Annotated in this window: 15 protein-coding genes; 4 read left to right on the forward strand and 11 right to left on the reverse strand. The window is 71.9% G+C overall.

Translation table 11 applies throughout. The features are described from left to right. Window positions 1–109: 109 nt before the first annotated feature. From MTR79_RS24700 to uvrC, 10 genes are all read right to left on the reverse strand, one after another. Entirely contained in the window at window positions 110–445 is a 336-nt protein-coding gene (locus tag MTR79_RS24700; protein ID WP_078066843.1) for an RNA polymerase-binding protein RbpA, read from the reverse strand. A gap of 212 nt (window positions 446–657) precedes the next feature. After that, window positions 658–894, reverse strand: coding sequence for a preprotein translocase subunit SecG (secG, locus tag MTR79_RS24705; RefSeq protein ID WP_102641081.1), 237 nt, complete (start codon window positions 892–894; stop codon window positions 658–660). A 139-nt stretch (window positions 895–1,033) separates the two neighbouring features. After that, on the reverse strand, window positions 1,034–1,810 hold the full coding sequence (tpiA, locus tag MTR79_RS24710) for a triose-phosphate isomerase (protein ID WP_048456943.1): 777 nt from the start codon (window positions 1,808–1,810) through the stop codon (window positions 1,034–1,036). 6 nt (window positions 1,811–1,816) lie between these two features. Continuing rightward, the gene (locus MTR79_RS24715) at window positions 1,817–3,028 is read right to left on the reverse strand and encodes a phosphoglycerate kinase (protein WP_086702646.1); all 1,212 of its coding nucleotides are present in this window, start codon (window positions 3,026–3,028) and stop codon (window positions 1,817–1,819) included. Between the two features lie 158 nt (window positions 3,029–3,186). After that, window positions 3,187–4,194, reverse strand: coding sequence for a type I glyceraldehyde-3-phosphate dehydrogenase (gene gap, locus MTR79_RS24720; protein ID WP_048456941.1), 1,008 nt, complete (start codon window positions 4,192–4,194; stop codon window positions 3,187–3,189). Window positions 4,195–4,419: 225 nt separating this feature from the next. After that, window positions 4,420–7,374, reverse strand: a complete 2,955-nt coding sequence (locus tag MTR79_RS24725; RefSeq protein WP_244791988.1) for a M14 family zinc carboxypeptidase — start codon at window positions 7,372–7,374, stop codon at window positions 4,420–4,422. Between the two features lie 169 nt (window positions 7,375–7,543). After that, entirely contained in the window at window positions 7,544–8,533 is a 990-nt protein-coding gene (gene whiA, locus MTR79_RS24730; protein ID WP_048456939.1) for a DNA-binding protein WhiA, read from the reverse strand. Continuing rightward, a complete protein-coding gene (gene yvcK, locus MTR79_RS24735; protein ID WP_048456938.1) occupies window positions 8,524–9,591 on the reverse strand; it encodes a uridine diphosphate-N-acetylglucosamine-binding protein YvcK in 1,068 nt (355 codons plus the stop codon). Before yvcK ends, whiA begins: the two co-directional genes overlap by 10 nt. Then, window positions 9,588–10,583, reverse strand: coding sequence for an RNase adapter RapZ (rapZ, locus tag MTR79_RS24740; protein WP_086702649.1), 996 nt, complete (start codon window positions 10,581–10,583; stop codon window positions 9,588–9,590). The genes yvcK and rapZ overlap by 4 nt, the downstream gene beginning before the upstream one ends. After that, window positions 10,580–12,691, reverse strand: a complete 2,112-nt coding sequence (gene uvrC / locus MTR79_RS24745; RefSeq protein WP_086702651.1) for an excinuclease ABC subunit UvrC — start codon at window positions 12,689–12,691, stop codon at window positions 10,580–10,582. Before uvrC ends, rapZ begins: the two co-directional genes overlap by 4 nt. A 339-nt stretch (window positions 12,692–13,030) precedes the next feature. Here uvrC and MTR79_RS24750 point away from each other — a divergent pair, with 339 nt between their 5' ends. Further along, the gene (locus MTR79_RS24750) at window positions 13,031–13,207 is read left to right on the forward strand and encodes a hypothetical protein (RefSeq protein WP_175448969.1); all 177 of its coding nucleotides are present in this window, start codon (window positions 13,031–13,033) and stop codon (window positions 13,205–13,207) included. Window positions 13,208–13,460: 253 nt separating this feature from the next. Then, window positions 13,461–14,408 carry a hypothetical protein gene (locus MTR79_RS24755; RefSeq protein WP_189366585.1) on the forward strand — a complete coding sequence of 316 codons (948 nt, stop codon included), beginning with the start codon at window positions 13,461–13,463 and terminating at the stop codon, window positions 14,406–14,408. A gap of 82 nt (window positions 14,409–14,490) precedes the next feature. Here MTR79_RS24755 and MTR79_RS24760 read toward each other — a convergent pair whose 3' ends face one another. After that, on the reverse strand, window positions 14,491–14,913 hold the full coding sequence (locus MTR79_RS24760; protein WP_244791989.1) for a Rieske (2Fe-2S) protein: 423 nt from the start codon (window positions 14,911–14,913) through the stop codon (window positions 14,491–14,493). A gap of 388 nt (window positions 14,914–15,301) precedes the next feature. Here MTR79_RS24760 and MTR79_RS24765 point away from each other — a divergent pair, with 388 nt between their 5' ends. Together MTR79_RS24765 and MTR79_RS24770 are read left to right on the forward strand one after the other, a co-directional pair. After that, the gene (locus tag MTR79_RS24765; RefSeq protein ID WP_086704984.1) at window positions 15,302–16,336 is read left to right on the forward strand and encodes a LacI family DNA-binding transcriptional regulator; all 1,035 of its coding nucleotides are present in this window, start codon (window positions 15,302–15,304) and stop codon (window positions 16,334–16,336) included. Next, the gene (locus MTR79_RS24770) at window positions 16,333–17,253 is read left to right on the forward strand and encodes a carbohydrate kinase (RefSeq protein WP_086704985.1); all 921 of its coding nucleotides are present in this window, start codon (window positions 16,333–16,335) and stop codon (window positions 17,251–17,253) included. Before MTR79_RS24765 ends, MTR79_RS24770 begins: the two co-directional genes overlap by 4 nt. The last annotated feature ends 32 nt before the right edge of the window (window positions 17,254–17,285 follow it).

Here is a 17,285-nt window from a genome sequence, read left to right on the forward strand (position 1 = left end):
CGCTGTGCCGACTGGTATCAACCTAATTGATCAGTCGTGAGGAGGACGGAAGAGTCCGGAGAGCGAACCGGCCGTGCGGCAGGCGGATACGCCCGGTACCTGCCGGGTCCTAGATCTCGCCCCGCAGCTTGGCGAGCGCCTCGGCGAGGATCGCCTCGCCGTCCGCGTCGCTGCGCCGCTCGCGCACGTACGCGAGGTGCGTCTTGTAGGGCTCGGTGCGCGGCGGGTCCGGCGGGTTGTCGCGGTCCTGCCCGGCCGGGAAGCCGCAGCGTGGGCAGTCCCAGGTGTCCGGCACCTGCGCGTCGCTCGCGAAGCTCGGCTGTGTCTCATGCCCGTTGGAGCACCAGAAGGAGACGCGCAGCCGCGGCGCGGACTCGCCGCGCTCGGCCTCGCCCATCGGCCCCGCCCCGACCCGGCTTCCCCGGATCGCGTTGCCACTTGCCACGGTCGTAACTCCCTGCGTAATGGTGCCGCGAAGCGAGTCGGCGTACCGCTTCGCTGCGAGCGCCTCAGTCTACGTAAGGCCCAACGCGCGTCCAGTGATAGGAGTTACCTGTCTCCGCATCCAGACGCAAGCCCCATGATAGGCCGCGCTCAGCGGCGCGTACCGAACATGGGGCGTTACGTGGGGAATGCGGGCGGATCGCGCCGCGTGGGTCAGTTGTTCATCTTCATCATGATGCCGAGCACCACGATGCACGCGAACCAGAGCAGACCGATCACGACCGTGATCCGGTCGAGGTTGCGCTCGGCGACCGAGGAGCCGCCGACGGACGACTGCATGCCACCGCCGAACATGTCGGAGAGGCCGCCGCCCTTCCCCTTGTGCATCAGCACCAGCAGCATCAGCAGCAGGCTGAAGACGATCAGGGCGATGGAGAACCCCAGAACCACGGCTGGACCAACTTCCTCGGAAACGGATGGACGACACGGGGTCCAGCACGGGACTGGACCCCGCAAGAGTACGACGGATCGGCCCTGTGGCCTACTCCCGCTCCCGGGGTGCGCCCGCGGGCGGACGCACCCCGGCCGGTCACTGGTCGCGGAAGCGGATGATCTTGACGAATTCGTCGGCGTCCAGCGAGGCGCCGCCGACCAGGGCGCCGTCGATGTCGGCCTGCGCCATGATCTCGGCGACGTTGCCGGACTTCACGGAGCCGCCGTACTGGATGCGGACCTTGTCGGCCAGCTCCTGCGAGTACAGCTCGGCGAGCTTGCCGCGGACCGCCGCGCAGACCTCCTGCGCGTCCTCGGCGCCGCAGACCTTGCCGGTGCCGATGGCCCAGACGGGCTCGTAGGCGATCACGACGGACTCGGCCTGCTCGGCCGGGACGTCCTTCAGGCCGCCCTCGACCTGCGCGAGGGTGTGGGAGACGTGGTTGCCCGCCTCGCGGACCTCCAGCTCCTCGCCGACGCACAGGATGGGGGTGATGCCGTGCTTGAAGGCGGCCTTGACCTTGGCGTTGACGACCTCGTCGGTCTCGGCGTGGTACTGCCGGCGCTCGGAGTGGCCGACCGCGACATAGGTGCACTTCAGCTTGGCCAGCATGGGGCCGGAGATCTCGCCGGTGTAGGCGCCGCCGTCATGGGCCGAGATGTCCTGGGCGCCGTACTTGATCTTCAGCTTGTCGCCGTCGACCAGGGTCTGCACGGAGCGCAGGTCGGTGAACGGCGGCAGGACGGCGACCTCGACGGCCTCGTAGTCCTTGTCGGCCAGGGCGAAGGCGAGCTTCTGGACGTGGGCGATGGCCTCGAGGTGGTTGAGGTTCATCTTCCAGTTGCCCGCCATCAGCGGCGTACGGGTGGTCATTGAGGGTCAGTCCTCCAGTGCTGCGAGGCCGGGGAGCGTCTTGCCCTCGAGGTATTCGAGGGAGGCGCCGCCGCCGGTCGAGATGTGGCCGAATGCCTGCTCGTCGAAGCCCAGGGTACGGACCGCGGCGGCGGAGTCCCCGCCGCCGACCACGGTGAAGCCCGGGGAGTCGAGGAGGGCCTGGGCGACCGCCTTGGTGCCCTCGGCGTAGTCGGGGTGCTCGAAGACGCCCATGGGACCGTTCCAGAAGACGGTGGCGGCGTCGGCGAGCTTCGAGGCGTAGAGCTTGCGGGTCTCCGGGCCGATGTCCAGGCCCATCTTCCCGGCCGGCATGGCGTCCGCGGCGACGGTCTCGGGGTTGCCCGGCGCCTTGGCCTTCATGTCCGGGAATTCGCCGGCGACCAGGGTGTCGACCGGCAGCACCAGCTCGACGCCGCTCTTCTCGGCGCGCTCCAGGTATTCCTGGACGGCCGGGATCTGGTCCTCCTGGAGCAGGGACGAGCCGACCTCGTACCCCTTGGCCTTGAGGAAGGTGTACGCCATGCCGCCGCCGATGAGGATGCGGTCGGCCTTGCCGAGCAGCTGGTCGATGACGGCCAGCTTGTCGGAGACCTTGGCGCCGCCGAGGGCGACCACGTAAGGCCGCTTGACGTCGTCGGTGAGCTTCTTCAGCACGCCGACCTCGGTGGCGATGAGGTACCCGGCGTAGTGCGGCAGGCGGGCCGGGAGGTCGAAGACCGAGGCGTGCCGCCGGTGCACCGCGCCGAAGCCGTCGCCGACGTAGACGTCGGCGAGGGCGGCCAGCTGGTCGGCGAAGGCACCGCGCTCGGCGTCGTCCTTGCTCGTCTCGCCCGCGTTGAAGCGGAGGTTCTCGACGACGGCGACCTCGCCGTCGTCGAGGCCGGCGACGGTCGCGGAGGCGGACTCGCCGACCGTGTCGGTGGCGAACGCGACGTCGGCGCCGAGGAGTTCACCGAGGCGCGTGGCGGCCGGGGCGAGCGAGAAGGCGGGGTCCGGGGCGCCCTTGGGGCGGCCCAGGTGCGAGGCGACGACCACCCGGGCGCCCGCGTCGGCGAGTGCCTTGACGGTGGGCACCACGGCGCGGATGCGGCCGTCGTCGGTGATGGCGGTGCCGTCCAGCGGCACGTTGAGGTCGGCGCGGACGAAGACCCGCTTGCCCGCGACGCCTTCGGAGAGGAGTTCGTCGATCGTCTTCATAGGGGCTCCCTGTCAGAGCAACGTGTTCAGCGACCTGTTCGCTCGTGATCGCTCGTGATCGAAAGAGGGCGACCGTTCCGATACGTGCGTCAGGGCTCGGACGGCGCGTCGTCGCACCGTCCGAGCCCTGCACTCATATCAGGCCGTCCGCTCCGCGATCAGAGCTGGTTGCCGATGAAGACCGTCAGGTCGACGAGGCGGTTGCTGTAGCCCCACTCGTTGTCGTACCAGCCGATGACCTTCACGTTCTTGCCCTCCTGGACCATGGTCAGGGAGGAGTCGAAGGTGCAGGACGCCGGGGCGTTGACGATGTCGGAGGAGACGATCGCGTCCTCCGTGTACTCCAGGTAGCCCTTCAGCTCGCCCTCGGCGGCCTTCTGGAAGGCGGCGTTGACCTCTTCCTTGGTGACCTCGCGGGAGAGCTCGACCACCAGGTCCGTGACGGAGCCGGTGGGGACCGGGACGCGCATGGCCATGCCGTCCAGCTTGCCCTTGAGCTGCGGCAGCACCAGGGCGGTGGCCTTCGCGGCGCCCGTGGTGGTGGGGATGATGTTCTCGGCGGCGGCACGGGCGCGGCGCAGGTCCTTGTGCGGGAAGTCCAGGATGCGCTGGTCGTTCGTGTACGCGTGGACCGTCGTCATCAGGCCCTTGACGATGCCGAAGTTCTCGTCGAGCACCTTCGCCATGGGCGCCACACAGTTGGTGGTGCAGGAGGCGTTGGAGATGACGTGGTGGTTCGCCGCGTCGTACTGGTCGTGGTTCACGCCCATGACGAGGGTGATGTCCTCACCCTTCGCCGGGGCGGAGATGACGACCTTCTTGGCGCCGCCGGTGATGTGCTTCTCGGCGTCTTCCTTCTTGGTGAAGATGCCGGTCGACTCGATGACGATGTCGACGCCCAGCTCGCCCCACGGGATGTCGGCGGGGTTGCGCTCGGAGAGGACCTTGATCGTCTTGTCGCCGACGGTGATGGTGTCCTCGGTGTGCGAGACCTCCTGCTTGAGACGGCCCAGGATGGTGTCGTACTTCAGCAGGTGCGCGGTGGTCGCCGTGTCGCCCAGGTCGTTGACGGCCACGATCTCGATGTCGGCGCCCTGCTCCAGGAGCGCGCGGAAGTAGTTCCGACCGATGCGGCCAAACCCGTTGATGCCTACGCGGATCGTCACGAACCGATCTCCTCGTTGGTACGCCGGCTCTGACGCCGGCGAGCTGTATTTGGGATGTCCCCGACCACTGTCGACCCTACCTCTCCGGGGCCCCGGCCGTGACATCGAGTTGTCCCATACCCGGCAGTGCGGTCCGTACCCGCCAGTAGGGTACGGACCGCCCCAGGGCGACGGTCTTCAGTCACCCTTTTTCGCCGTGCGTGCCCGCTTTCGCCGGCCCCGGTGTCACCCGCGGACGGCGGCCAGCGCCTTCCTCATCAGGGCGGCCCGGTCCGCCGCCGAGGCGAGGTGCTCCAGGCCGAATCCCAGCAGCACGGTGTCCTTGGTGGTGACCGCCGCGTAGGTCCGGAACAGCTCCCCGGCGCGGGTCCAGTCCTTCAGGACGGCCGGGCTGCCCGGCGGCGGCCCGGAGGCCGACCAGGCGCCCAGGGACTCCTCGAAGCCCTCGGTCTCGGTGACCGTCCCGCCCACGACCAGGGAGGCCTCGTCGGCGAGGACGCCCCGGCCGCCGCTGCCCGGGTCGGTGACGTAGGCGACCGACACCTCGGCCGTCCGGCCGGCGTAGGCGCTCAGGTCGAACTCCACCTGCTGCCAGCCGCCGGAGGACCCGGTGAGGGCGTTCCACGCGCCGCTGGTGCCGGTGGCGGTGCAGCCGTCGTCGCCGAGCGTCAGGTAGTGCTCCAGCCAGGGGTGCCCGGCGATGTAGAACCCGGCCGCGCACTCGGCGGGCACGGTGGAGCGGGTCGCGCCGCCCGCCTCGGGCAGCGTCGTCCAGTCGTCGCCGCCGGCGGTGCGCGCCTCGACGATCACGTTGTCGTATCCCGGCTCGGTGTCCCACAGCAGGCGGGTGCGCAGCGTGGGCCGCTCGGCGGCGGTGACACCGGTGAGGTCGACGGCGCGGGTGAGGCGCTTGTAGCCGTCGTCGGTGTGCACGGCGGCCGCCATGGAGGTGCCCGCGTAGGGCCCGTAGGGGTTGACCGTGCCGGTGAACGACCCGGCGCCGGCGCTCGTGAACTGCGGGTACGCGGCGGGCGGCAGTTCGTCCGAGGTGAGGGCGAAGCTGCCGGGCCGGTCGAGCGGGTTCCCGGGCGCGTCGCCGAGCGGCCCGCCGGTGCCGGCGAGGCGTCCGGCGCCCGTGAACTCGGTGGCGCCGGAGGTGGCGGTGCGGGAGTAGGCGCCCAGGTAGTACTGGCTGAAGTCGTCGGACAGGACGCCGTCGCCGAGGTCGACGCTGCCGCCTGCCTGCTCCCCCGCCTCGATCAGCCGGCCGCCCTCGTTGAGGTGGGCCCGCAGCTGGAGCTGGGTGGCGACGCCCGGGACGGCCGCCCCGGTGTGGTGGACGACGGTGCGGAAGTGGCTCAGCACGCCGAGCGCGTCCGGCGCGCCCTTCTCGGCCACGTCCCAGACGACGGCGCTCCGCCCGTTCGCCCGCAGCGCGTCGACGTACGCCCTCGTGGCGCCGGCCTTCGAGCCCTCCTCGGACACGACGAGGACGTCCGCGCGGGGCCGCTGCGCCACGGTGTACGTGAACGGCTCGCTGGACGCCTTCCTGCCGCCACGGATCTTGCCGGTGAACCACACCTCGACCCGGTCGCCGGGCCCGGCGTGCCGGACCTTCGCGCGGTACTCGTCGAAGTAGAGGTCGTCCTCGCCGCCGTAGCGCTCGCCGCCGCGCCAGGCCCTGAGGTCCGCGCTGTGCGTGCGGCCGCCGTTCACCCGGTACCGCAGCTCCTTGTCGCGCACCGACTTGCGGGCCACGACGGAGACCTCCTGGTCCTCACCGCGCGCGTAGGACGTCGTGAAGGCCGCCGGGGTGAAGTCCGCGGCCTCCAGGCCGGCCGCGGAGGACGGCCGGTCGGGGTGCGCGGCGGACTCGGCCACGGACAGCGCGAACGGGACGTTCTTGGCGAACTCCTGCTCGATCAGCTTCTCGTCGTCCGGGAAGGTGAAGATCGAGCGGCAGTCGCCGGGCTCCCAGGCGTCGTCGGGGTCGTACGCCGAGGCCGTCTGGCACGTCGACATCTCCGGGGTGAACATCGCCATGCCGTTGACGTTGGCCGCGTGCCCGTCGGCCTCGCCGTTGGTGGTGTACAGCTCGGAGGAGAGCTGCGGGTGGTAGCCCGGGATCGCCGAGTTGTCCGGCGTGCCGGCGAGCGCCTCGTACAGGACGTCGTCGGGGGTCGGCGTGGCCACCTGCCAGCCGACGCCGTAGAGGAGCAGCTCGGCGGCGGAGTGGTAGTTGATGCCGTAGGTGAAACCGATGCGCTTCTGGAAGGCGTCGATCGCCTTGGTCTCGGGCTCGGAGCCCGGGGAGGCCCCCCGGTAGGTCTGGCTGGAGGGGCTGGGCGAGGAGCCCTCGTCGTCGTAGCCCCACTTGTAGGGGAAGTTCCGGTTGAGGTCGACGCCGTCGCCGGAGCCGATCTCCCCGTCGCCGTTGACGTCCCGCAGGTTCTTGCGCCACAGGCGGTTGGCGTCGTCTGCGAACGTGTGGTCGTAGCCGTCGGGATTGGCGGAGAGGACGAACCACAGCTCGGTGGTGTCGACGATCCTCTTGATCCGCCTGTCGGTGCGGTAGCGGTCCAGGTAGTGGTGCATCAGCCGGCGGGTCATCTCCGGCGTGATCCACTCACGGGCGTGCTGGTTGGCCATGTAGAGGACGGCCGGCCTGGAGCCGTCCTTCTTCGTGCGGGCCTGCTTGGTGAGCTTCAGGGCGAGGATGTCCTTGCCCTGAACGGTCTTTCCGAGGGAGACGACCTTGGTGAGGGAGGGGTTGCGTTGCGCGGTGCGCAGGATCTCCTCCCTGAGGCCGCCCGTGCCGCTGTACGGCCGGAACACGCCCTCGGCCGCGTCCGCCACGCGCTTCTCCGCCCGGGCGGGCAGCGTGTGCTCGGTGAGGTCGACGCCCTGCTTCCCCAGCTTCCGGGCCTGTCCCTCGGTGAGGTACACCTCGACGGCGGCCGTGCCCCGTTCGGGCACCCGCTCGCCGAGTTCGTGACCGTCCTGCCCCGCCGCCAGCAGCAGGGGTACCTGCTGCCGCGTGACGTCGGCGCGGTAGACCTTGACCTCGCCGGGATCACCGGACGAGGACGGTGCGGGTTGTGCCTGGGCGACAGGTGCGAAGCCGGCTCCGCCGAGCAGGAGCGTGCCGACAGCGAGGATCGATCTCGCTCTTCGTCTCATGAGCCCCCCTGAAAGAGGTCCGCCACGGCGGCGAACAGATGCCAGGCTCATGACACAACATGATCGAGTCAAGGGCGCCGCCACGACACACGGAACCGGCGCCGGCCACCCAAGTGGGCGGCGGCGCCGGTGCTCTGATCGGCCGTCAGGAGACGGTCACCCGTCCGGGTCAGACGCCGATCTTCTCGTCCAGTTCCTCGCTGAGGTTGGCCTCCGTGCCCGGGATGCCGAGGTCCTGGGCGCGCTTGTCGGCCATGGCCAGCAGCCGGCGGATGCGTCCGGCCACCGCGTCCTTGGTGAGCGGCGGGTCGGCGAGCGCGCCCAGCTCCTCCAGGGAGGCCTGCTTGTGCTCCATGCGCAGCCGGCCGGCCGCGGCGAGATGCTCGGGCACGTCGTCGCCGAGGATCTCCAGCGCGCGCTGCACCCGGGCGCCGGCCGCGACGGCGGCGCGGGCGGAACGGCGCAGGTTGGCGTCGTCGAAGTTGGCCAGCCGGTTCGCCGTGGCCCGCACCTCGCGGCGCATCCGGCGCTCCTCCCAGGCCAGCACCGACTCGTGCGCGCCGAGCCGGGTGAGCAGCGCGCCGATCGCGTCACCGTCCCGGACGACCACGCGGTCCACGCCGCGCACCTCGCGCGCCTTGGCGGCGATGTGCAGCCGGCGGGCGGCGCCGACCAGGGCGAGCGCGGCCTCGGGACCCGGGCAGGTCACCTCCAGGGAGGAGGAGCGGCCGGGCTCGGTGAGGGAGCCGTGCGCGAGGAAGGCGCCCCGCCAGGCGGCCTCGGCGTCGCAGGTGGCCCCCGAGACCACCTGCGGGGGGAGGCCGCGGATCGGGCGGCCCCGGCCGTCCACCAGGCCGGTCTGACGGGCGAGCTGGTCACCGCCCGCGACCACACGCACCACGTAGCGCGAACCCCGGCGCAGTCCGCCCGGCGCCATCACGATCAGTTCGGAGCTGTGGCCGAAGATCTCCAGGATGTCCCGCTTGAGCCGCCGGGCGGCCATGGCGGTGTCCAGCTCCGCCTCGATCACGATGCGCCCGCTGACCAGGTGGAGGCCGCCGGCGAACCGCAGAATGGCGGAGACCTCCGCCTTCCTGCAGCAGGTACGGGTGACGGGGAGCCGGCTGATCTCGTCCTTCACCGCTGCCGTCATCGCCATGGGCCGATCCTTCCATGCATCCGAAAAATACGGTCGTACGCGGCGGCCAACAGCTCCGGGTCGTGCCGGGGGCTTCCGTCGGGCCGGGCCACGGGGGCCAGCTCGACCGCGGCGCCGAACCGCTTGGCGGCATCGGTCAGCAAGTCGCGGTCGGGCACGGCGGCCTCGTCGGCCAGCACCACGTCCAGGGCGAGTTTAGGGGCGTGTCGCCCCAAAACCTCCAAATGACGCTGCGGGGAGAAGCCCTCGGTTTCTCCGGGCTGCGGGGCGAGGTTCAGCGAGAGTACCCGCCGGGCCTTCGTCTCGACGAGGGCGTCCAGCAGCTCGGGGACCAGCAGGTGCGGGATCACCGAGGAGAACCAGGAGCCGGGTCCGAGCACCACCCAGTCGGCGTCCAGCACCGCCGCGACCGCCTCCGGCACGGCCGGCGGGTCGTTCGGCACGAGGTGCACCGACTGCACCTCACCGGGGGTGAGGGCGACGGTGGCCTGGCCGCGCACGGTGTCGATGTCGTCGGGGCGCTCCGGGTCGTGCCCTTTCACCAGCGCCTGGAGCTCCAGCGGCACGGCGGACATGGGCAGCACCCGGCCGTGCGCGCCGAGCAGCCGGCCCACCAGGTCCAGCGCCTGGACGTGGTCGCCGAGCTGCTCCCACAGGGCGACGATCAGCAGATTGCCGACCGCGTGCTCGTGCAGGTCGCCCTTGGACTGGAAGCGGTGCTGGATGACACGCGCCCAGGTCTGCCCCCAGTCGTCGTCCCCGCACAGCGCGGCCAGCGCCTTGCGCAGGTCACCGGGGGGCAGCACGCCCAGTTCGTCGCGCAGGCGGCCGCTGGAGCCGCCGTCGTCCGCGACGGTGACCACGGCCGTGAGGTCGCCGGTGATCCGGCGCAGGGCGGCGAGCGACGCGGACAGGCCCATGCCGCCGCCGAGGGCGACGACCTTGGGCTGGGCGCCTCTGCGGCGCGGGCGTCCGCCGCGCGTCTCTGCCGACCGGCCGGCGCGGCCCTCGGGGACCGCCCTGCGCAGCCGGCTCAGCCGCGGAGTACGTCGTGTCATTCCCGTCCCATGTCCCGGTGGACGACCACCGTCTCCACGCCCTCCGCGGCGAGCCGGGCGGCGAGCTTCTCCGACATGGCGACCGATCGGTGCTTGCCGCCCGTGCAGCCGACCGCGATGGTCACGTAGCGCTTGCCCTCACGGCGGTACCCCGCGGCGATCATGCGCAGCAGCTCGGCGTACCGGTCGAGGAACTCCTTGGCGCCGGGCTGGTTGAAGACGTACGACGCCACCTCCTCGTTGAGGCCGGTGTAGGGGCGCAGCTCCGGGATCCAGTGCGGGTTGGGCAGGAACCGCATGTCCACGACCAGGTCGGCGTCGACCGGCAGGCCGTACTTGAAGCCGAAGGACATCACGGTGGCCCGCAGCTCGGGCTCCTCCTCGCCCGCGAACTGCGCGTGCATCTTCGCGCGCAGCTCGTGGACGTTGAGCCCGGAGGTGTCGATGACGAGGTCGGCGTCGCCGCGCAGTTCGCGCAGCAGCTCCCGCTCGGCGGCGATGCCGTCGACGATCCGGCCGTCGCCCTGGAGGGGGTGCGGGCGGCGCACCGACTCGAAGCGGCGCACCAGGGCCTCGTCGGAGGACTCCAGAAAGACCGTGCGACGGGTGACCCCGCGCGCGTCGAGGTCGGCGAGGGACTCGCGCAGAGCGTCGAAGAAACGCCGGCCGCGGACGTCGACGACGACCGCGATCCGTGCCACGTTCCCCTGGGAGCGCGCGCCCAGCTCCACCATGGTGGGGATCAGCGCGGGCGGCAGGTTGTCGACGACGAACCAGCCGAGGTCCTCCAGACACTTCGCGGCCGTCGACCGGCCCGCCCCGGACATCCCGGAAATGATCACCAGCTCGGGGATGCCCGCCTCGGGCACCCCGCCGTTGTCCTTGCCCGTCTTCACCTGTGCTCCGTTGTCCTGCCGGACGTCGGCGCGGGCCGTGGCCCCGCCCGCCTGCTGTGCCGCCCGGTCCCCGGGCCCTGTCTCGTGCTCGGTCATCGCTCCTGCCCCCGTCGTTCGTCCGGGGCGCCCGTGGACACGGGCTCCCCCGGAGAACCCGTCTGCTGCCCGGGTTCTTCCGTGTCATCCATGATCTCGCCCGTGGCCGTGTTCACGGCGGGACCGCCGGGTACCGCCTGGGCGAGAGCCGCGACGATCGTCTCGGCCGTCTTGCGGCCTATGCCCGGAACGTCACAGATCTGCTCGATTGTCGCCGACCGCAGCCGCTTCAACGAACCGAAGTGCTTGATCAGTGCCTGCTTCCGGGTCTCGCCGAGACCGGGGACGTCGTCCAGGGGGCTGGAGCGGAAGCGCTTGGCGCGCTTGGCGCGCTGGTAGGTGATCGCGAAGCGGTGCGCCTCGTCCCGGATGCGCTGCAGCAGGTACAGGCCCTCGCTCGTACGGGGCAGCACCACCGGGTCGTCGTCGCCGGGCAGCCACACCTCCTCCAGCCGCTTGGCGAGGCCGCACACCGCGATGTCGTCGATGCCCAGCTCGTCCAGCGCCCGCTGGGCCGCCGCGACCTGCGGCGCGCCGCCGTCCACCACGACGAGCTGCGGCGGGTACGCGAACCGCTTGGGGCGGCCGTCGTCCTCGGTGAGGGTGCTCGCGGGCGGCTCGGCGAGGCCCGCGGCGGCCGCCCCCGGGTCCGCCTGTGCCCCGGGCTCGGCGCCCGGCTCCTCGCCGTCGGTCCACTCCCCCGTGCGCTCCTTCTCCGCCAGGTAGCGGCGGAAGCGGCGGGTGATCACCTCGTGCATGGACCGCACGTCGTCCTGGCCCGCGAAGCCCTTGATCTGGAAGCGGCGGTACTCGCTCTTACGGGCCAGCCCGTCCTCGAAGACGACCATGGAGGCCACCACGTCGTCGCCCTGAAGGTGCGAGATGTCGTAGCACTCGATCCGCAGCGGGGCGCTGTCCAGGCCCAGGGCGTCGCTGATCTCCTCCAGGGCGCGCGAACGCGTGGTGAGGTCGGAGGCGCGCTTGGTCTTGTGCAGCACGAGCGCCTGCTGTGCGTTGCGCTGGACCGTCTCCATCAGCGCCTTCTTGTCGCCGCGCTGCGGCACGCGCAGGGAGACGTTCGCCCCGCGCCGCCCGGTCAGCCACTCCTGCACCGGCTCCACCGGGTCCGGCAGGGCGGGGACCAGCACCTCGCGCGGCACGGCGTCGCCGGTCTCCTCGCCGTAGAGCTGCTGCAGGGCGTGCTCGACCAGGGCGCCGGTGGTGATCTCCTCGACCTTGTCCGTGACCCAGCCGCGCTGGCCGCGCACGCGCCCGCCGCGCACGTGGAAGATCTGGACGGCCGCCTCCAGCTCGTCCTCGGCGACCGCGATCAGGTCGGCGTCGGTGGCGTCCGCCAGCACCACCGCGTTCTTCTCCATGGCCTTCTTCAGTGCGCCGATGTCGTCGCGCAGGCGCGCGGCCCGCTCGTACTCCATCTCCTCGGCCGCCTCCGCCATCCGCCTCTCCAGACGGTGCAGATAGGTGCCGGTGCGCCCGGCCATGAAGTCGCAGAACTCCTCTGCCAGCTCCCGGTGGTCCTCGGGGGAGATCCGCTCCACGCAGGGCGCCGAGCACTTGCCGATGTAGCCCAGGAGGCAGGGGCGGCCGGTACGGGCGGCGTTCTTGAACACGCCCGCGGAGCACGTGCGCACCGGGAAGACGCGCAGCATCAGGTCCACGGTGTCGCGGATCGCCCACGCGTGCGCGTACGGGCCGAAGTACCGCACGCCCTTCTTCTTGTGACCGCGCATCACCTGCACGCGCGGGAACTCCTCGTTCATCGTCACCGCGAGGTACGGGTAGCTCTTGTCGTCGCGGTACTTGACGTTGAACCGGGGGTCGTACTCCTTGATCCAGGAGTACTCCAGCTGCAGCGCCTCGACCTCGGTCGAGACCACCGTCCACTCCACGGACGCGGCCGTGGTCACCATCGACCGGGTGCGCGGGTGCAGCCCGGCCAGGTCCTGGAAGTAGTTCGCCAGGCGCTGGCGCAGGCTTTTCGCCTTCCCGACGTAGATCACCCGGCGGTGCTCGTCACGGAACCGGTAGACCCCCGGCGAGTCGGGGATCTCACCCGGTCTGGGGCGGTAGCTGGAGGGGTCGGCCATGCAACACACCCTACTGGCGGACACCGACAGCACGGCGGGGCCGGGGGATGGTGAGGGCCGGGGACCGGCGTGGTCGGGAGGAGGGCTGGACGGGGGCCCGTGGGTCTCGCGACGGGGGTCCGTGGGGCCCGGTCGGCGGGTCCGCCCGGGCTGATGGGGGCCGGATGGGTTACGGCGGCCGGTAAGCGGGAAGGTGGGGGGTCCGTGCCTCGGGCGATCACCGGGGCCGGCGGACGGACCGCAGCGGCGGTCCGCCGGCGGTCCGCACCGGCTCTCCAGTCGGTGGTCCGAGGCGGTCATGACAGCGGTCACTCACGTGGCTGCGAGTCGGGAGGTCGTATGCGCCAGACGCGGATCGAGAAACCACGACGGCCGGCCCGGTACCGCCGGTACTCGGACGAGACGGCTGCCTTCCCCGAGTCCCTCGACCCGCGCGACCCCGACATCGTGCGCGCGAAGCGCCTCCGGGCCGCGGACTCGCGGCTCCGCGGCGGGAACCGTACCGACGAGGCCTGATCCCGGACGAAGACGCACACACCTGAAGGGGGCCGTACCGGCCGCACGGCCGGTACGGCCCCCTCTCGTGTGCCGCTGTTGCCGCCAGACGGTTGTCGGGACTTGGTCAACACGCTTCAATGCGGGGGAACTCGGGGCGCTGAACGACGGCGTACGCATGTGAAGACCGCGCCGTGCCGACGGGGGCGGGCCCCGGGGTGCTCCGTGCGAACGGTCTGACCAGCCGTTGTGACATTGACAGAAAGGCCCCTGCATGCCGCACGCCACACAGCACGCGGACGTCGTCACCGCAGAACTGGACTCGGCCCTGCGTGGCGGCCCGTTCCACGTCGCCCTGCGCGCCGCCATCGCCGCGCGGGGCCTGCCGTTGCAGCGGGTGCAGCACCACCTTTCACGTCACGGCGTGAGAGTGGGAGTCACCAGCCTGAGCTACTGGCAGCAGGGCGCCCGCCGGCCGCAGCGCCCGGAGTCGCTGCGCGCCGTCCGGGCGCTGGAGGAGATCCTGCAACTGCCGGAGGAGTCACTGATCCGTCTGCTCGCCGAGACGGACGACCGTTCCGGGGACCGCAGCTCCGCCGGCCGCACCTACCGCTCCCTCGTCGAGGCCTCGGGCGTCCTGGAAAAGCTCCTGGCCGAGTTCGGCACCCCGCGCGACGGCGGTCTGCACACCCTGGGCCATCACGAGCGCGTCCGCATCGGCACCCGCCGGGAGCTGGCGGAACGCGAGTCGCACCACATCGTGCGCGCCCACCGCGACGGCGTCGACCGCTACATCGCCGTCCACCACGGCGACCCGGGCGCCGACCCGGAGCGCATGCACGTCCGCGCCCTGGAGAACTGCCGCATCGGCCGCATACGCCGGCACCACGACACCGGCGTCCTCGCCGCCGAGCTGCTCTTCGACATCCGGCTGCGCGCCGGTGACACCTTCCTCTTCCGGTACACCGTGGAGGACGGCACGGCCGACGTCTGCCGCGAGTACGTACGGGGCGCCGACTCCCCCGGCGGCCAGTACGCCCTCCAGGTCTGCTTCGACTCCTCCGCGCTCCCGGTGCGGTGCCACCGTTTCACCCAGCACTCGGCGGCGGCCCCGCGCGGGGGTCGCCAGGAGCTGCCCCTCAGCGCACGGCACCGCTCGGTGCACCTGGTGGAACCGCGCCTGCGGGCCGGCTACGTCGGGATCACCTGGGACTGGGGGTGATCCCGGCCGGCCCGGGGTGACGCGGCTGCGGGCGCCACGGCTGCGGCTGCGGCTGCGGGCAGGCCACGGTCGCGGCTGCGGGTCAGTCGCGGGGCTTGGCGACCAGGGTGCCGTTCCTGACCTCGACGGCCAGCGGCTTCAAGGGCGCCACGGCCGGCTCCCGCAGCACCTTGCCGGTGGTGACGTCGAACTCGCTGCCGTGACACGGGCAGACCAGCCGGGTCCCGTCCAGCTTGTTGATGGGACACCCCGCGTGCGTGCACACGGTGTTGTACGCGGTGAGGGAGCCGTCCTCGCCCCGGCTGACCACCACGTTGTGGTCCCGGTACAGCTTCGCGCCGCCCGCGGCCACCTCGCTCTCCGGGCCCAGCTCGACGGGCCCCGCCAACGCGGCGGGCCTGTTGTCGTCGCCGCCTCCGCACGCGGTGAATCCCAGCCCTGCGACGGGTGTGAGGGCGGCGCCTCGCAGGACGGTCCGGCGGGTCGCGGCGGGTCGGGCGGACATGCGGGCTCCCACGGTCGGTACGCGGTGGACGAGTGTTCACCGGGACGATACCGGGGCGGGTGGGGCGGGCCGCGGGTGGGTGGGGATGGGGGCGGTGGCACGGCGGGGGCGGAGGAGGCGTGCGTAAACGCTCGCGTAAGCGTGTGCGTAAACGCTCGCGTAAGCGCTTGCGTGGACGCTTGCACAAGCGTTGACGCAAGCGCTCGCGTAAACGCTTACGCAATCGTTTACGACCCCCGCGTGCATGCGATACGGTCCCCCCGAGCCCGGTCAGCACTCAGCATTCAGCACTCAGCAATTCGCACTCCGCACTCCGCACTCAACGGCCGGCGCTCAGCAGGCAGCAGACAGCGGTCCGCGGCCCCGCACGAAGGAGAAACCGGCGACGATGGCAACCATGGCGGATGTGGCGCGCAGCGCCGGGGTCTCCATCGCGACCGTCTCGCACGTGCTGAACGACACCCGCCCCGTGCTCCCCCACACCCGCCAGGCCGTCCTGGACGCCGTGGAGGAGCTCGGCTACACCCCCAACACGCTGGCCCGCTCGCTGGTCACGGCCCGGACCCGGTCGATCGGGCTCGCGGTGTCCGCGATCAGCAACCCGTACTTCACGGAGATCCTCCAAGGCGTGGAGGCGGCCGCCCTGGAGCACGGGTACAGCCTCCTCATCGCCGATCCGCACGACGACCCGGCGCACGAGCGCAAGATCGTCCAGCTGCTCCACGAACGCCGGGTGGAGGGCATGATCGCGGCGCCCTCCCCCGAGCCCGGCGAGCTCCTTGCCTACCTGAGGCGGCACCGGGTTCCTGCCGTGTTCCTGGACCGGCTGGTCGGCCCGCCCACCGACGACAGCCCGCCTCTCTTCGACCAGGTCTGCGCCGAGAGCACCGAGCCGACCGCCGGCCTGGTCACCCATCTCACGGGGCTGGGCCACCGCCGTATCGGCCTGGTGGCCGGGCTGCCCGGGCTCAGCACGACCACGGAGCGGATCACCGGCTACCGCCTCGGGCTGGCGGCCTCGGGACTGCCGTTCGACGAGCGGATCCTGGTGCACGGCGACTCGGAGGCCGCGGGGGCCGAGCGCGCCACGGCCGAGCTGCTGCGCCTCGGTTCCCGCCCCACCGCGCTGATCACGGCCAACAACGCCATGACCATCGGCGCCCTGCGCGCCCTGCAGTCCCACGGTCTGTCCGTGCCCGGGGACATCGCCCTGTGCTGCTTCGACGACTTCGCCTGGGCCGACCTGTTCTCGCCCCGGCTCACCGCCGTGTCCCAGCCGAGCCGGGACATCGGCGCGCGGGCCGTCCGGATGCTGCTGGACCGTCTCGCCGACCCAGACCGGCCGACCCGCACCGAACGCCTCCCGTGCACCTTCGTGCACCGCACCTCCTGCGGCTGCCCGGAAGAAAGGAACCCCTCGTGATCGTCGTCGCCGGTGAGGCACTGATCGACCTGGTACCGCAGGGGGCGGGTGCGCTCGCCGCGCTGACGCCCGCGCTCGGCGGCGGTCCCTTCAACACGGCGGTGGCGCTGGGCCGCCTCGGCTCCCCCACCGCGTTCTGCTCGCGCGTGTCGCGGGACGCGTTCGGTGAGGCGCTGCTGCAGCGGCTCGAGAAGACCGGTGTGGACGTGGAGTCCGTGCAGCGCGGTGACGAGCCGACGACGCTCGCCGTCGCCACGGTCGCCGCCGACGGCTCGGCGGCCTACTCGTTCTACGTGGACGGCACGGCGGACCGGCTGTTCGGCGAGCCCGAGGCGCTGCCCGCCGGCACCCGGGCGGTGTCCTTCGGGACCTGTTCCCTCGTGCTGGAGCCGGGCGCGAGCGCGTACGAGGCGCTGATGCGTGAGGCGTCGGCGCGGGGTGTGTTCACGGCGCTCGACCCCAACATCCGGGCGGGGCTGATCGCGGACGCCGACGCCTACCGGGACCGGTTCCGGAGCTGGCTGCCGTCGGTGTCGCTGCTGAAGCTGTCCGAGGAGGACGCCGAGTGGCTCGGCGGGTCCCCGCGGGAGTGGCTGGCGGCGGGTCCCGCGGCGGTGGTGGTGACCCGGGGCGGGGACGGGCTGACGGCGTACACCCGGGACGGCGGCGCCTACGCGGTGCCGGGTGAGCGGGTGGAGGTGGTGGACACCATCGGCGCGGGCGACACGGTGAACGCGGCTCTGCTGCACGGGCTGGCCGAGCGCGACGCGCTCAGCGACGAGGGCGTGGCCGGGCTCGGGGCCGAGGGCTGGGAGAGCCTGCTCCGGTTCTCGGCGCGCGCGGCGGCGATCACCTGCTCGCGCGCAGGTGCGGAGCCTCCGTACGCCCGAGAACTGGAGGCGTGGAAGACCGTCTGACGCACGTGTGCCGTGCCGCGGGGAGCGTCCCT

Source organism: Streptomyces sp. BJ20, assembly GCF_022869105.1.
Lineage (GTDB): Bacteria > Actinomycetota > Actinomycetes > Streptomycetales > Streptomycetaceae > Streptomyces > Streptomyces griseoincarnatus.

Coding starts and splice junctions, on each gene's coding strand:
- tpiA (WP_048456943.1), bottom strand. CDS start 1,810: ATGACCACCCGTACGCCGCTGATGGCGGGCAACTGGAAGATGAACCTC.
- MTR79_RS24715 (WP_086702646.1), bottom strand. CDS start 3,028: ATGAAGACGATCGACGAACTCCTCTCCGAAGGCGTCGCGGGCAAGCGG.
- MTR79_RS24725 (WP_244791988.1), bottom strand. CDS start 7,374: ATGAGACGAAGAGCGAGATCGATCCTCGCTGTCGGCACGCTCCTGCTC.
- whiA (WP_048456939.1), bottom strand. CDS start 8,533: ATGGCGATGACGGCAGCGGTGAAGGACGAGATCAGCCGGCTCCCCGTC.
- yvcK (WP_048456938.1), bottom strand. CDS start 9,591: ATGACACGACGTACTCCGCGGCTGAGCCGGCTGCGCAGGGCGGTCCCC.
- rapZ (WP_086702649.1), bottom strand. CDS start 10,583: ATGACCGAGCACGAGACAGGGCCCGGGGACCGGGCGGCACAGCAGGCG.
- uvrC (WP_086702651.1), bottom strand. CDS start 12,691: ATGGCCGACCCCTCCAGCTACCGCCCCAGACCGGGTGAGATCCCCGAC.
- MTR79_RS24750 (WP_175448969.1), top strand. CDS start 13,031: ATGCGCCAGACGCGGATCGAGAAACCACGACGGCCGGCCCGGTACCGC.
- MTR79_RS24755 (WP_189366585.1), top strand. CDS start 13,461: ATGCCGCACGCCACACAGCACGCGGACGTCGTCACCGCAGAACTGGAC.
- MTR79_RS24760 (WP_244791989.1), bottom strand. CDS start 14,913: ATGTCCGCCCGACCCGCCGCGACCCGCCGGACCGTCCTGCGAGGCGCC.
- MTR79_RS24765 (WP_086704984.1), top strand. CDS start 15,302: ATGGCAACCATGGCGGATGTGGCGCGCAGCGCCGGGGTCTCCATCGCG.